Annotated in this window: 13 protein-coding genes; 5 read left to right on the top strand and 8 right to left on the bottom strand. The window is 63.3% G+C overall.

Going from position 1 to position 12985, the window contains the following annotated elements:
- Positions 1–461 precede the first annotated feature (461 nt).
- The 3 genes from erpA to clcA all read right to left on the bottom strand — a co-directional run bounded on the left by erpA (position 462) and on the right by clcA (position 3076).
- On the bottom strand, positions 462–812 hold the full coding sequence (gene erpA, locus AC3WR3_RS11520; RefSeq protein ID WP_025328177.1) for an iron-sulfur cluster insertion protein ErpA: 351 nt from the start codon (positions 810–812) through the stop codon (positions 462–464).
- Positions 813–901: 89 nt separating this feature from the next.
- A complete protein-coding gene (locus tag AC3WR3_RS11525) occupies positions 902–1594 on the bottom strand; it encodes a DUF6776 family protein (protein WP_265436842.1) in 693 nt (230 codons plus the stop codon).
- An 87-nt stretch (positions 1595–1681) separates the two neighbouring features.
- Positions 1682–3076: a H(+)/Cl(-) exchange transporter ClcA gene (gene clcA / locus AC3WR3_RS11530; protein ID WP_492291906.1), complete on the bottom strand. Its 1395-nt coding sequence runs from the start codon at positions 3074–3076 to the stop codon at positions 1682–1684.
- A 223-nt stretch (positions 3077–3299) separates the two neighbouring features.
- On the opposite strand from clcA, the gene hemL reads away from it, so the two are divergent.
- Positions 3300–4586: a glutamate-1-semialdehyde 2,1-aminomutase gene (gene hemL, locus AC3WR3_RS11535; protein ID WP_492291907.1), complete on the top strand. Its 1287-nt coding sequence runs from the start codon at positions 3300–3302 to the stop codon at positions 4584–4586.
- Between the two features lie 211 nt (positions 4587–4797).
- Positions 4798–5622, top strand: coding sequence for a hypothetical protein (locus AC3WR3_RS11540; protein ID WP_492292009.1), 825 nt, complete (start codon positions 4798–4800; stop codon positions 5620–5622).
- Between the two features lie 25 nt (positions 5623–5647).
- On the opposite strand, the gene AC3WR3_RS11545 is transcribed toward AC3WR3_RS11540, so the two are convergent.
- Together AC3WR3_RS11545 and AC3WR3_RS11550 are read right to left on the bottom strand one after the other, a co-directional pair.
- The gene (locus AC3WR3_RS11545) at positions 5648–6550 is read right to left on the bottom strand and encodes a TSUP family transporter (protein WP_371161796.1); all 903 of its coding nucleotides are present in this window, start codon (positions 6548–6550) and stop codon (positions 5648–5650) included.
- Between the two features lie 246 nt (positions 6551–6796).
- The gene (locus AC3WR3_RS11550; protein ID WP_429161149.1) at positions 6797–7513 is read right to left on the bottom strand and encodes a phosphatase PAP2 family protein; all 717 of its coding nucleotides are present in this window, start codon (positions 7511–7513) and stop codon (positions 6797–6799) included.
- 209 nt (positions 7514–7722) lie between these two features.
- On the opposite strand from AC3WR3_RS11550, the gene AC3WR3_RS11555 reads away from it, so the two are divergent.
- Entirely contained in the window at positions 7723–8238 is a 516-nt protein-coding gene (locus AC3WR3_RS11555; protein ID WP_492291908.1) for a DUF2937 family protein, read from the top strand.
- Between the two features lie 63 nt (positions 8239–8301).
- Here the strand turns inward: AC3WR3_RS11555 and AC3WR3_RS11560 are convergent, their stop codons facing one another.
- Positions 8302–9183 carry a LysR family transcriptional regulator gene (locus AC3WR3_RS11560; RefSeq protein ID WP_139434077.1) on the bottom strand — a complete coding sequence of 294 codons (882 nt, stop codon included), beginning with the start codon at positions 9181–9183 and terminating at the stop codon, positions 8302–8304.
- 158 nt (positions 9184–9341) lie between these two features.
- Here AC3WR3_RS11560 and AC3WR3_RS11565 point away from each other — a divergent pair, with 158 nt between their 5' ends.
- Together AC3WR3_RS11565 and AC3WR3_RS11570 are read left to right on the top strand one after the other, a co-directional pair.
- Entirely contained in the window at positions 9342–9734 is a 393-nt protein-coding gene (locus AC3WR3_RS11565) for a DMT family transporter (protein WP_139434076.1), read from the top strand.
- Positions 9722–10042, top strand: coding sequence for an SMR family transporter (locus tag AC3WR3_RS11570; protein ID WP_025328187.1), 321 nt, complete (start codon positions 9722–9724; stop codon positions 10040–10042). Before AC3WR3_RS11565 ends, AC3WR3_RS11570 begins: the two co-directional genes overlap by 13 nt.
- Positions 10043–10112: 70 nt before the next feature.
- On the opposite strand, the gene gloA2 is transcribed toward AC3WR3_RS11570, so the two are convergent.
- Both gloA2 and mrcB read right to left on the bottom strand, forming a co-directional pair.
- On the bottom strand, positions 10113–10523 hold the full coding sequence (gene gloA2, locus AC3WR3_RS11575; protein ID WP_429161143.1) for an SMU1112c/YaeR family gloxylase I-like metalloprotein: 411 nt from the start codon (positions 10521–10523) through the stop codon (positions 10113–10115).
- A 42-nt stretch (positions 10524–10565) separates the two neighbouring features.
- Positions 10566–12887: a penicillin-binding protein 1B gene (gene mrcB, locus AC3WR3_RS11580; protein ID WP_139434074.1), complete on the bottom strand. Its 2322-nt coding sequence runs from the start codon at positions 12885–12887 to the stop codon at positions 10566–10568.
- Positions 12888–12985: the final 98 nt, after the last annotated feature.

A 12985-nucleotide genomic window follows, 5' to 3' on the forward strand; every position in this document is an offset into this window, starting at 1 on the left:
TGCTGAAATAAACTGTGACAACCGAAGTTGTCCTGGTCACTTCACCAGACATTGAAAATCAAAAATTGTTTTTGATGCTCGATGCTGTGAGTGCCCACACAGATTGCTTGATTCAAATTGTTAAAGAGCAGGGTCTGAAACTATAACCCTCACTGGGTTGCTTTGCAAGCCAGACCAGCAGCGCACTGCGCCGTGCTGATGGAGGCGCATTATAGGGATCTGATTCTTTCTGACAAGCAAAAACTATGTGTTTTTTTGAGAAAGACGTTCAAGTGTTTAATCCGCAACCAGATCGTGCAAAACACCTTCGCCATAGGGCTCATAAGAGGTCACTTTCGGCAGCACCCGGGCCGCTCAGACTAGGCTGCCGGCTCTATATAGAGTGGGTTCATATATGAGGGAGAGATGCGCAAATAGAAAAGGGCCCTGCCGGACCCTTTCAAATGTGTGCTGCTGACCAATCAGATGGAGAAGCTGGAGCCACAACCACAGGTGGTCGAGGCGTTGGGGTTGGTCACGGTAAAGCGGGAGCCTTCCAGACCTTCGGTGTAGTCCACGCTGCCACCAACCAGATACTGCAGGCTCATGGGATCGATCACCATGGTCACGCCGCTCTTCTCGACCACGGTATCCCCGTCGTTGATCTTTTCGTCAAAGGTGAAACCGTACTGGAAACCGGAGCAGCCCCCCCCAGTGATGTAGACCCGCAACTTGAGCTCGGGATTTTCTTCTTCGGTAATCAAGGTCTTTACCTTGTTCGCCGCCGCATCCGTCATCTGGATTGGCAACGGGGCTTCTGCTACTGCACTCATTACTGACCTCACAACCATTACATCCACAAACATGGAAACCGCGAAATTATCCAATACCCGACCATTTAGTTCAAGTATTCACCACTCTCTTACTGCACCACGGGCAAGGGTGCTGGTTGGGTCACCAGAGGCTTGAGTACCTCACTCCACTCCGCCAGCAACTCCTGGGCCGGCTGGCGCCCCTCCTTGGCGATGATGATCCTCACCCGATCCGGCACAAAGCCTGTTGGCAGTTGCCAGTTGCCTTCGAGCAGCTGGAAGTAGCGCAGCGCATAGCGCCCCTCCCCGACCTTCATGCCAAGCTCACGCCCGCTGAGGATCCTGGGCTGGTCTGCCAGACTGCCTTCGACCCTGATTTGTACCTGGCCTCGGAACAGCTCCCGCTTCTTGGCGGGCTGGGTCAGGGCCAGACGATAGTGATAGCGACCCGGCACGCTGGTTTCCTGCAGGGTCAGGTTGTCGATGGTCACCCCTACCTGATCACCGGTAGGACGCATGATCCGCTCGAAGAAGGCCAGCTGGCGCTTCTGCTCCTGTACCTGGGCCTCCTGATCCTTGAGGGTCTTCTGCAGCTGTTCGAAGGCCGCCTTCTGGGTCGCCAGCAAGGTCTCCTTGACCCCCAGATCCGTCTTGAGCTGGCCTATGGCCTTGCTCTGCCGCTCCAGGGTCTCTTGCTGCACCGTCAGCAGACTGCTCTGTGCCAGCTCTTGCCGATTCCCGATGAAATAGCCGATGCAGGCCCCCACCGCCAGCACCACCAATACCTTCACGATTTGGGACATAGGGCCTCTTCTATTAGCACGCCATACCACGGCCTGTCTCCCTTCACTATACGCGACCTTGCCGGATTGATACGGATAAACAAGGAGTTAACTGGCAGCCACGCTGCCGTCTCCCCGCTTTTGACGCGCCGCAAGCCGTAAAGTTCGCTCCAGGATCTGGGAGTAGATGGGACGCCCTCCCAACCACTGCGCCACTAGGGTGGCTCCTATGGTGGTGATCATCATGGGCAGGATCAGCTGATAGTTGTCCGTCATCTCGGTCACCAGCACTATGCCGGTGATGGGGGCCCGCACTGTGGCGGCAAACAGCGCTCCCATGCCGGCGATGGCGAAGGCGCCGGGCTCTATGCCCAGATCGGGAAAGGCCGCATGGAACAGGTGACCGAAGACCACCCCGAACAGGGTGCCGAGTGCCAGGGTCGGGGCGAAGACGCCGCCGGGGGCGCCCGAACAAAAGCAGACGAAGGTGGCGATCAGTCGCACCGAGAAGATGAGGAAGAGGGTCGCCATCCCATAGTCGCTCCCCACCAGATGAGGGATCAGCTCGGTTCCCCCACCGGTCACCGAGGGGGCAAACAGCGACAGCACGCCGAAGGTCCCCGCCACCACCATGCCGATGGCGACGAAGCGGTGACGCTTGTTCTGGTGCAGGGCCAGATAGCCGTCCTGACAGGCGAGCACCAGCTTGTTGAACACGAAGCCCAGCACGCCGAAACAGCCCCCCATGAAGAGGAAGAGCCAGAGCGCCTTCAGGGCCGGGGCGTCGTAGTGGGACAGGCTGATGACAGGCGCCTGCCCCTTCATGTTCTGCAGCATCAGGGTCGCCATGACGGCCGAGATCCCCACCGCCTTGATGGCGAGGAAGGAGTAACGGAACTGCGGCCGCATCTCCTCCATCACGAAGAGTATCCCCGCCAGCGGCGCATTGAAGGCGGCAGCCAGACCGCCCGCTGCCCCCGCCGCCAGCAGGGCGTGACCATGCTCCTTCGGCAGGCGGAAGATGTCCGCCACCATCTTGCCAAGGTTGCCGCCGATCTGTACCGAGGGCCCCTCCCGCCCCAATACCATGCCGGAACTCAGGGTACAGATGCCGCCGAAAAACTTGACCGGCAAGACCCGCCACCAGCGCACCGGGCGCAGCTCGTCCATGGCCCCCTCGATCTCGGGAATGCCGGAGCCACCCGCTTCCGGGGCGAAGGTGTGAGTGAGGAAGTAGCCGACAAACCCCAGCAGGGCGCTGAAACCAAAGCCCAGCAGACCGAGTTGCCACCAGGGGCGATCCGCCAGCAGCAGGACTCGCTGCTGTGCCAGCCAGTGCACACCGGATTCAAACAACCCGCAGACCAGTCCGGCCAGAACCCCGACCAGGGCGGCCAGCAAGAGCACCAGCAGCGGCATCTTGTCCCGCCGGATCAGGCGCTGCAGGGCAGGAGGGCGGCCTTGTGTGGTCGCCTCGCGAGGGGGGATAGCTTGTTGCACCATGGGTATTCACGCTCATCTAACGAGGGTCGGAAAACACCCGGCCTCGGCTCGGCTGCCCAGCACAGGGCCTTTCTGCTATAGTCGGCCCGTTTCATTTATCACGGGTGCAGACCGGGAGTCCGGGTGGCGAGAGCGCAAAGCATACTCCTCCCACCACAGCCTGCCGAGCCGCAATCGACCGCCTGCGCCCGGGTGACGACCAAAATCCCATTAAGGATGATCCATGTCAAAATCAGATCAGCTGTTTGAACAGGCCCGCCAGACCATTCCGGGCGGCGTCAACTCACCGGTCCGCGCCTTCAATGGGGTCGGCGGCACACCCCGCTTCATCGATCACGCCGATGGCGCCTACCTCTATGACGTGGACGGCCAGGCCTATGTGGACTACATCGGCTCCTGGGGCCCCATGCTGCTGGGTCACAACCACCCGGCCATCAAGGCCGCCGTCATCAAGGCCGTTGAGAAGGGGCTGAGCTACGGCGCCCCCACCGAGATCGAAGTGCTGATGGCCGAGAAGGTACGCCAGATAGTGCCCTCCATGGAGCAGGTGCGGATGGTCAACTCCGGCACCGAAGCGACCATGAGCGCCATCCGCCTCGCCCGTGGCTTCACCGGCCGGGACAAGATCGTCAAGTTCGAGGGCTGCTACCACGGCCACGCCGACTCCCTGCTGGTGAAGGCGGGTTCCGGCGCCCTGACCCTGGGTCAGCCCAACAGCCCGGGCGTTCCGGCCGACTTTGCCAAGCACACTCTCACCTGCGTGTTCAACGACCTGGACTCGGTGCGCGAGGCCTTCACCCAGTACGGCAGCGAGATCGCCTGCATCATAGTCGAGCCGGTGGCGGGCAACATGAATTGCATCCCGCCGGTGCCCGGCTTCCTGGAAGGACTTCGCGACATCTGCGACGAGTTCGGTGCCCTGCTGATCCTGGACGAAGTGATGACCGGCTTCCGCGTCTCCCTGCGCGGCGCCCAGGGTCACTACAACATAGACCCGGATCTGACCACCCTCGGCAAGATCATCGGGGCCGGCATGCCGGTGGGCGCCTTCGGCGGCAAGAAGAAGGTGATGCAATACATAGCCCCGACCGGCCCCGTCTATCAGGCGGGCACCCTCTCCGGCAACCCTGTGGCCATGGCCGCCGGCCTGACCATGCTGGACCTGCTGCTGGAACCGGGCCTCTACGAGCAGCTGAGCGACAAGACGGCCCGGGTGGCGGAAGGGCTGAAAGCGGCCGCCGCCAGGCACGGCATCCCGCTCGCCATCAACTACGTGGGTGGCATGTTCGGCTTCTTCTTCACCGAAGAGAGCGAGATCACCCGCTACGAGCAGGTCACCCGCTGCGACATGGAGCGCTTCAAGCGCTTCTACCATCTCATGCTGGAAGAGGGTGTCTATCTGGCGCCGAGCGCCTACGAGGCGGGCTTCCTCTCCCTGGCCCACGGTGACAAGGAGATCGAACACACCCTGGCCGCCGCCGAGCGCAGCTTCGCCAAACTGGCGGGCTGAGCCCTGCCAGCATGAACCAAGGGCCCGCGAAGGGCCCTTTTTTGTTACCTCCGTCGCCTCGTCTTGCCAAGAGCCCCCTTCTGGTGCAGCCCCCTCTCTCTTCTCGCCGGCGTTTGCCACTTGCTGGTGCATTCGCGGCCACACTGGCTGTCATAAAGCGGGCCCACTATTTGCACTGCCTTACTCAGGAGCCCACTTGACCGAGGTCCATATGGCAGAGATGAGCCCCATCGATGTGCTGCGGCGCTATCAGGAGTACGAAACCGAGTTGACCCCCCTGTTGCTGGGACTGCTCACCCTCCCCCAGGAGGCCCTCAAGGGCTATCCCTTCGTGCTGAGCGTGCAGAGCCTGGGCCAGAGCCAGGCAAGCGCGAGGATCCTGCCCCCCATTCCGGCCCCCCAGGGGCAGTTGAGGCTGAGGGTGCAGGGTCATGGCCGCGAGCTTGAGATCAATCTGCACCAGCTGATCGCCTGGCTGATGGGGGACAGGGAGCGGCGCCGCGCCATCCCCTGGTTCAGGGCCGTCTACGTGATCCTGAGCCTGGCGCTGTTTCTCATCGTGGGAACCCTGATCTGGCATGGCCTCGAGCAGCTCTATCTGCTGCTGTGCGGCACCCAGCAGAACCGGCTCGGCGCCTTCAGCGCCATCATCTTCCTGACCCTGGCGCTGGCGGTGTTCGATCTCGGCAAGACCATACTGGAGGAGGAGGTGCTGCTGCATAAGGATATCTTCCGCCACAGCGCCATTCGCCGCACCATCACCCGCTTCATCGCCGCCATCCTGATTGCGGTCTCCATCGAGGGGCTCTTGCTGCTGTTCAATGGATCCCTCGGCCAGAACGAACTGCTCTGGCCTGCGGTGGGGGTGATGGGTTGTGCCGTGGGATTGCTGCTGGCGCTGGGGCTCTATGTCTTCCTCGGGGCCAAGGCCGAGGCCGCCCTGGTCGCCTCCAGTCAGCGGCCCCTGAGCAGTGGCGGCGAGTCAGGGGCAGGCCTTCTGCCTCGGCGACGCAGTGGCTTCAGACGGGCGAGATAACTCCTCGCCAGCCTCCAGGTGTCAGCTAGCTGGCGGCACCGGCCAGCCGAGACTCGGGCTGACGGCGCGCCGCCTGCCAGGAGGCGTACATGGTCCAGGAGGTGTAGATGACGATGAAGGCCACCAGCCATTTGAGCATCTCCATGTCCATGGACTGTACCAGCATGGCCGCCAGTACCACACCGATGGGGCCGAAGAGGGCCACCGCCAGCACGGCCCTGGCATCGAAGGCCCCCTTGCGGATGAAGGTGCCCGCCGAGAAGACGCTGAGCACGGCGGTGGACCCCATCATGATGGGGAAGGCCGCCAGCGGGTTCATCCCCAGCAGATAGACCAGCGTCATGCAGGGGGCAAACAGGCCGATGCCCACATTCATCAGCACCCCGAACAGGAAGTTGCCGAGCAGGGCTATTCCGAGCTTGTAGCCACTGAGCCCCATGGCCTCGCCCCCGAGCGGGAACAGACCCAGCAGGCCGGCGAAGATGAGTCCGGCCACCACCAGCAGGGAGACCGCCATCACCAGCCTGATGGTCTGGCGATCGAACGAGGCCACATGACGGGCCCCCCAGGCGGCACCCGCGGCGGCGGCGGCCATCATGCTGATGAGGGTGAGCGGATCCACCTTGACCACGCCGATGAAGATGAGGGACTGGGTCACGGTCGGCAGCACGCACTGACCGTTGAGGGTGCCCGGCAGCAGGCGATCGTCGATCAGCTTGAACTGCTTGTAGCAGGCGGTCTTGACCGCGAAGCTGCCGACCCCAAGGGTGTCGAGAAAGTTGGCGACGAAGCCGATGGCCGCCACCGGCCAGAAGGGGGTGGACTCCAGCTCGCCCCGGCGCCGCTTGTGCCACCAGGCGTGGATCAGCATGAAGATAAAGACCAGGGCGCAACCGATGAACAACAGGCGCAGAAAAGTGACAAGCATAGGGGGACCTCCAGCAACGGGCGGCGATTCTAAGGCAGCCCACAGAAAAGATCCTGGTCTGGATCACGCTTTCATCGGATGCAAACGTTTTGCCCCGTCAGTTTCTGATGGTAAAGCTCGAATGACTCTGCCAATACTTGTCGTTGAGGGCACAAGCCCGCACTCATCGGGCGTAGTCCTGGTCATTTCGCGACGACCACAGCACCGATGGGCATAAGCAAAAGAAGGCGGTCACCCGCCTTCTTTTTATTGCCCTCCGTTACTCAAGCAACAAGGCGTTCCGGCGATCCAGCGGGGCAACCTGGGAGCCAGGCGGTCGATCAGCCGATCCGACAATGGGGTCAACAGCAAGGGCGGCAGGCAGATGAGGGCGAGGCAGAGGGCGCCGACATAGACGTCCGTCAGCCAGTGGGCACCGGCGAGGATGCGGGGAGCCGAGAACAGGGGCACCATCAGCACGGTGATCACCGCGGCCCGGCGCGGCAGGTAACGCAGGGCAAAGCCGGCGAAGATCATCAAAAACAGCGCATGATCACCGGGGAAGCTGTCGCCCGCAGAGTCCTTGGTCGGGATGGTGCTGAGCTCGGTCAGCCGCAGTGCCCCGTCCACCATCAGGGTGGGGCTGGGACGGCTGACCGGCAGCAGGTGGCCGAGCTGATTGATCACCAGGGCCCCCAGCAACATGACGATCCCCATGGCCACCAGGCGACGGCGCTCCTCACCCTGGGCCCGGAAGAAGCAGGTGGCCAGGATCAGCCCCATGCAGCCCAGGGCGGCCAGATCGAACAGGCGATTGTTGGTGATGGCCACCAGATCGGCCCAGCGGGCGGATTCACCCAGCCAGCCATTGACCAGCTGGAAGGTGGCGAGATCCCAGTGATCCCAGGGGCCATGACCCGGCAGGGTGGCCCAACTGAGGGCAATCAGGCCCCCGATCAGATAGAAAGGTATGAACTTGCTCATGCCGAGCCTTCCTTCAAAAAGCGGTGATTCTAGGCCAGCCTCCCGGTGACTTGAATCACAAAAATGTAAGAATTCATGTAACAAACCATGCTCTATTGAATCTTGTTTATACCCGCCCAGCCCCCCCGGATGCGGGAGCGGCCAGCAGCACCTTGGCGCGCCAGGGGCTTGCGGCTAGTATGAGGCTCTTTTTACTCAGGATGATGGCTATGCGCAGCTACCTTCGCATGATGTTGTTTGCCCTCGGTTTGCTGGCGGGCGTGCAGATACCGGGGATCGTCGATCTCTACTACCAGAGGCTGGATGCGCGCCTGCAGCAGGCCGGCCTCAGTCTGGCCCCCTTCCAGCGCACTGCGGATCAGCACTTTGGCGGCGATCTCGACGCCCTGGTCGCCCATTACGGCGCCAGCCAGGATCCCGTCTTCACCCAGGATGCCACCAGCCTGCAGCAACTGGTGAGCCAGCAGCGCCACCTGCAGCAGGAGCGCGCCTTCCAGGATAGGTCCTGGTATCTGCAAGTCTCCCACCTGCTGTTGCAGGCGGACTCCCAGCTCTGGCAGGACACCCTGCGCAACTACGGCTATGTGGTGCCCCTCAAGCAGGCCGCCATCTTCTGCGGTGTGGCGGCGGGACTGCTCGCATCCCTGCTGGGGGATCTGCTGCTCGGCCTGCTCCTGCTGCCCTTTCGCCAGCGCCAGCCCGCCCCCCGTCACGCCCTGCGCTGACCCCTAGCCGTCTCAAGCAACAGGGGCCAGCGGCCCCTGTTGTCGTTCTCCTCCCGAAAGGGGCTACTCGAAGGGTTCGAGGTAGGCCTCGATGGCCTTCTTCAGCCAGGCCAGCACCTTGCCGTGATGGGCGTTCTCCGACAGATAGACCCCGTAATCGCGCCACTGCAGGCTGAACTTGTGCTTCAGGGTCAGCAGCTCCCCCTGGCGCAGCTGGCTCTGGATCAGCGGTGAGGGCAGCACCGCCCAGCCGAGACCGTCCAGCACGGCATCCCGCATCAGCTCGAAGCTCGACAACCCGATGTGCTGGCCGCCGATGGGGAGCAGGCTCTTGACCGAGAACTCGTCCACATAGGAGAGGGTGACCTGGGTCTGATCGGTGAGATCCTGCTGCAGCACCCGTTTCAACCCCGCCAGCGGGTGGCTGGGCGCCACCACCATCAGGGTGCGGATGGGGTTGAGCACGTCTATGTTGAGGCCGCTACGCTCCTGATCCTCGGTGATGAGGCCGAAGGCGGCATCCACGAACCCCTCCTCCACCAGGGCTGGCAGTTCGGGGGGCGAGGCCAGCACCAGGGAGATGCTGGTACCGGGAAACTGGTGGCGCAGCGCCCCCAGCATCTCGCGCCAGACCGGCTCCGGAATGGCGTCGTCCCGCGCTACCCGCAGCGCCACCTCGGCCCCGGAGGCGTGGTGCTCGCACTTGAGCTTGAGGCTGTTGGCCGCCTGCAGCAGCCGCCGGCAGTCGTCCAGCACCTGCTCCCCTATCTCGGTGAGTCGGCTCTGGTTGGCACCTCGTTCAAAAAGGTCGACGCCAAGCTCCACTTCCAGGGAGGCGATCGCCGTGCTGACGGCGCTCCGGCTCTTGCCAAGGCGTCTGGCGGCATTGGCAATCGAACCACTGTCTGCTGATTCTACAAAGAGTTGTATCTGATAAAGCTTCATGGTCGCGCTCTGGTGGCAGCTTGTTCCATCTTCACCTTACGCCGCCCCCCTTCCTCAAGGCAAACCCGTAGCGCCGTAATTATCGACGCTCAGCGATACCCAGCTCTGCCCCGGCTGCGGCTATCCTCTCCCTCGTCGCAGCAACAGAAGGAAACCCCATGTCATTCAGTCCCCTGCTTTTGGCCCGCCTCTTCCTGACGGGGGCCATCCTGACCGAGGTGGCAGGCACCTCCACCATGGCCCTGATCCCGGAGAGTGAGACCGGCTGGCTCCACCATCTGCCGATGTGGCTGCTCATCGCCCTCTCCTACCTGCTGCTGGCCAAGGCCGCCAAAACAATCTCCATTGGTATTGCGTTCGCGTTGTGGGAGGGGCTGGGAATCGCCCTGATCACCGCCGTCTCCGTGCTGTTCCTGGGCTACGAGCTGAGTGTGCAGGAGTGGATAGGGCTGGCGCTGGCAATAGTGGGCATTGTTATGGTGACCCTGGGGGAAACCCATGCCGAGCCGCTTGATGCAACTACGGCCAAGGAGCTTCCATGCACCCGTTGATCATCGTACTGGGCGCCGCCCTGCTGGATGTGGGGGCCAACATGGCCATCAACCGCTCCCTCGGCTTTCGCCACAAGGGCTGGGGCCTGCTCGGCATACTGCTGGTGCTCTGTGCCTTTACCCTGCTCAGTGAGGCGGTGAGCACCGGCAGGATAGATCTCGCCGTGGCCTATGCCACCTGGGGCGCCATCGGCATCCTGGGCACCGCCCTCGGCGGCCTGCTGCTGTTTGGCGAGCGCCTCAAGCCCGTCGGCTGGGTCGGCATCCTGGTGATGGCCGTCGCCGTGGCCCTGCTGACCACGGCCTGACCCCATGAAAAAAGCCGCCCGGTGTTTGCCAGGCGGCTCTCTTGCGCACTCATGCTGATGCAAAGCCCGCTCATGCCGGCTCCGCATCGACCTCGTAGAGCTCCAGCGGCAGGCCGTCCGGATCTGCGAAGAAGGTGAAGCGACTGCCGGTCAGCTCGTCCACCCGTACCGGCTCCACGGCCACCCCGTGGCGCTCCAGATGGGCGATGACGGGTTCGAGCGCCCGCACCCGAAACGCCAGGTGCCGCAGGCCGCACGCCTCCGGCCTGGAGGGGCGTGCAGGGGGGGCGGGAAAGCTGAACAGCTCAAGCTGGCTGCCATCCGGCAGCGCCAGATCCAGCTTCCAGGAGTGGCGGGCCTCCCGCAGGGTCTCCGCCAGTATGGGCAGCCCCAGCACCTGGTGGTAGAAGTGGCGCGAGCGATCATAGTCGCTGGCGATGATGGCCACATGGTGAATGCCGCCGAGCAGGGGAAGTGTCATGGCAATCCTTGTAAAACGGGCAGCCAGGGCTGCCCGTTTTCGTTAGTTGAAGAAGCCGCCGAACCAGTCATCCAGCGCGTTGACCGGGTTGGAGACAGGGCTGGCGCAGCTTGCCGGAGCCCCGAGCCCCGCCAGCTTGGCCGGCACCTGCAGGCTGCCGGGACAGTCGCTGGCGACCCGGGCGCCGCTCGCGCGGGAGAAGCTGGCCCAGCTCACCCCTTCCGGCATCTTCAGCCCCAGGCTGTTGACGCCGCGCTGGCTCATGTAGCCGCTGAACAGCTGCAAGGCACCGCTGGCCCCGGTCAGCCCGGCGGGCTGGTTGTCATCCCGGCCGACCCAGACGCTCACCAGCTCGTTGTTGTCCATACCGGCAAACCAGGAGTCCCGCAGCTCGTTGGTAGTCCCTGTCTTGGCGGCCATGGTGGCGCCGGGGAACTTGGCGCCGAGCGCCCGGGCCGTGCCCTGGCTCACCGTCTTGGTCATGGCGAACAGGGTCAGCCAGCTGGCCTGGGGATCCGTCACCCGCTTGGCGGTCTCGTCATGCTGATAGAGCTGGCTGCCATCGCCGTTCACCACGGCACGAATGGCCGACAGCGGCTGGGTCAGCCCCTGGTTGGCGATGGGCAGATACATCTGGTTCACCTCCATGGGGGAGAGCGCCACCGCCCCCAGCACCAGAGACGGATAAGGCTGGATCTCCTGCTGGACCCCCAGCTTGTGCAGGGTGTCCACCACCTTGTCGAGCCCCACCTGCATCCCCAGGTTGACGGTCGGCACGTTGAGGGAGCTGGCGAGCGCCTCCATCAGCGGCACGCTCTGGCGGAACTTGCGATCGTAGTTCTGCGGCGTCCAGATCTGGCCATCCTGACCGCGGATGCGGATCGGCTGATCTTTCAGCGGCGTGCCCAGGGTCAGGCCGTTGGAGAGACCGGTGAGATAGACAGCCGGTTTCACCAGGGAGCCTATCTGGCGACGGGCATCCAGGGCACGGTTGAAGCCGGCGTAACGGGGATCCCGTCCCCCCACCATGGCGACCACCTCGCCCTTGTGCCAGTCGGAGACCACCATGGCCGCCTCCAGCTTCTTCTTGCCGCGCTGCTTCTCTATGGTGGCGAGGCCGGTCTGCACCGCCTGCTCGGCAGCGTGCTGGGCGATGGGATCCAGGCTGGTGAAGATCTTGAGGCCGGACTGCTTGAGCAGATCCGGGCCGAAGCGGTTCTGGATCTCCCGCTTGAGCAGCCCCATGAAGGCCGGGGTGCGGCCATAGCTCATCTGGCCCCGGGTGATGATGCCAAGGGGCTGCTTGCTGGCCAGCTCATACTCGGCCTGGGTCAGGCTGCCGTGATCCATCAGCAGCTTGAGCACCAGATCCCGACGCGCCTTGGCCCGCTCGGGGAAGCGCCAGGGATCGTAATAGGAGGGTCCCTTCACCATGCCCACCAGCAGGGCCACCTGATCGATGTCCAGCTCGTTGACCGGGATGCCGAAGTAGAAGTAGGAGGCGAGCCCGAAGCCATAGACCCCTTGCGAGAAGTTCTGCCCCAGATAGACCTCGTTGAGGTAGGCCTCCAGGATCTCGTCCTTGCTGTAGCGGTAGTCGATGAGCACCGCCATATAGGCTTCCTGCAGTTTGCGCCACAGGCTGCGCTCCCGGGTCAGGAAGAAGTTCTTGGCGAGCTGCTGGGTGAGGGTACTGCCCCCCTGCACGGTACGACCCGCCAGCAGGTTGGCTGCCATGGCGCGCATGATGGCCACCGGGGAAACGCCGCCGTGCTGGTAGAAGTCCCGATCCTCTGTGGTCAGCAGGGTGACCAGCAGGCTGTCCGGCACCTCGGAGAGGCGTACCAGCAGGCGATCCTCCCGATCCTCTGTATTGAGACGATCCAGCAACACCGGGTCCATCTGGGCATAACCTAGCTGACGCTGGTTCTCCAGGGACTGGATCCCCTCCAGCCGCGCCCCGTTGAAGGTGAGACGCAGGCCACGGGCGCCGTCGGCACCGTCATGGAACTCGAACGGACGGCGGACCAGCTCGATGCGGTTGCCGCTCACGGCATACTCCCCCGGGGTGTGGGGCTGGCGCACCTGCTTGTAGCTCAGCATGTTGAGCTCCCGCAGCATCTGGGTCTGGGAGAGCCGCTGGCTGGGGTAGAGCTCCAGCGGGCGACTGTAGACCATCACGGGCAACTGCCACTTCTCCCCGTCGAAGCGCTCGCGCACCTTGGTATCGAGGTAGATACCAAAGACCACCATGAAGGCCGCCACCACCAGGGAGAGCTTGAAGCCCAGCCAGAACAGGGTGCGCCAGATGGTGCGCTTGGGCGCCGCCTTCTTGGGGGTACGCTTGCGTTGTTGCGTTGCCATAATTCCTCTTTGCTTTCCTTTCTACTTGTGATGTCGCATGCGCGAACGTCCGATCGGGCTTAACCAATCGAACCAGGATCCTGGGTTTCGCTTCGCCA

This window comes from Aeromonas sp. EU05-FHT14A05 (assembly GCF_058791175.1).

What these genes read in the sequence shown, in the direction of transcription:
- AC3WR3_RS11560 (WP_139434077.1), bottom strand. Translation starts at nt 9,183, where the DNA reads ATGAAGCTTTATCAGATACAACTCTTTGTAGAATCAGCAGACAGTGGT.
- erpA (WP_025328177.1), bottom strand. Translation starts at nt 812, where the DNA reads ATGAGTGCAGTAGCAGAAGCCCCGTTGCCAATCCAGATGACGGATGCG.
- AC3WR3_RS11525 (WP_265436842.1), bottom strand. Translation starts at nt 1,594, where the DNA reads ATGTCCCAAATCGTGAAGGTATTGGTGGTGCTGGCGGTGGGGGCCTGC.
- AC3WR3_RS11545 (WP_371161796.1), bottom strand. Translation starts at nt 6,550, where the DNA reads ATGCTTGTCACTTTTCTGCGCCTGTTGTTCATCGGTTGCGCCCTGGTC.
- clcA (WP_492291906.1), bottom strand. Translation starts at nt 3,076, where the DNA reads ATGGTGCAACAAGCTATCCCCCCTCGCGAGGCGACCACACAAGGCCGC.
- AC3WR3_RS11550 (WP_429161149.1), bottom strand. Translation starts at nt 7,513, where the DNA reads ATGAGCAAGTTCATACCTTTCTATCTGATCGGGGGCCTGATTGCCCTC.
- AC3WR3_RS11540 (WP_492292009.1), top strand. Translation starts at nt 4,798, where the DNA reads ATGGCAGAGATGAGCCCCATCGATGTGCTGCGGCGCTATCAGGAGTAC.
- hemL (WP_492291907.1), top strand. Translation starts at nt 3,300, where the DNA reads ATGTCAAAATCAGATCAGCTGTTTGAACAGGCCCGCCAGACCATTCCG.
- AC3WR3_RS11565 (WP_139434076.1), top strand. Translation starts at nt 9,342, where the DNA reads ATGTCATTCAGTCCCCTGCTTTTGGCCCGCCTCTTCCTGACGGGGGCC.
- gloA2 (WP_429161143.1), bottom strand. Translation starts at nt 10,523, where the DNA reads ATGACACTTCCCCTGCTCGGCGGCATTCACCATGTGGCCATCATCGCC.
- AC3WR3_RS11555 (WP_492291908.1), top strand. Translation starts at nt 7,723, where the DNA reads ATGCGCAGCTACCTTCGCATGATGTTGTTTGCCCTCGGTTTGCTGGCG.
- mrcB (WP_139434074.1), bottom strand. Translation starts at nt 12,887, where the DNA reads ATGGCAACGCAACAACGCAAGCGTACCCCCAAGAAGGCGGCGCCCAAG.
- AC3WR3_RS11570 (WP_025328187.1), top strand. Translation starts at nt 9,722, where the DNA reads ATGCACCCGTTGATCATCGTACTGGGCGCCGCCCTGCTGGATGTGGGG.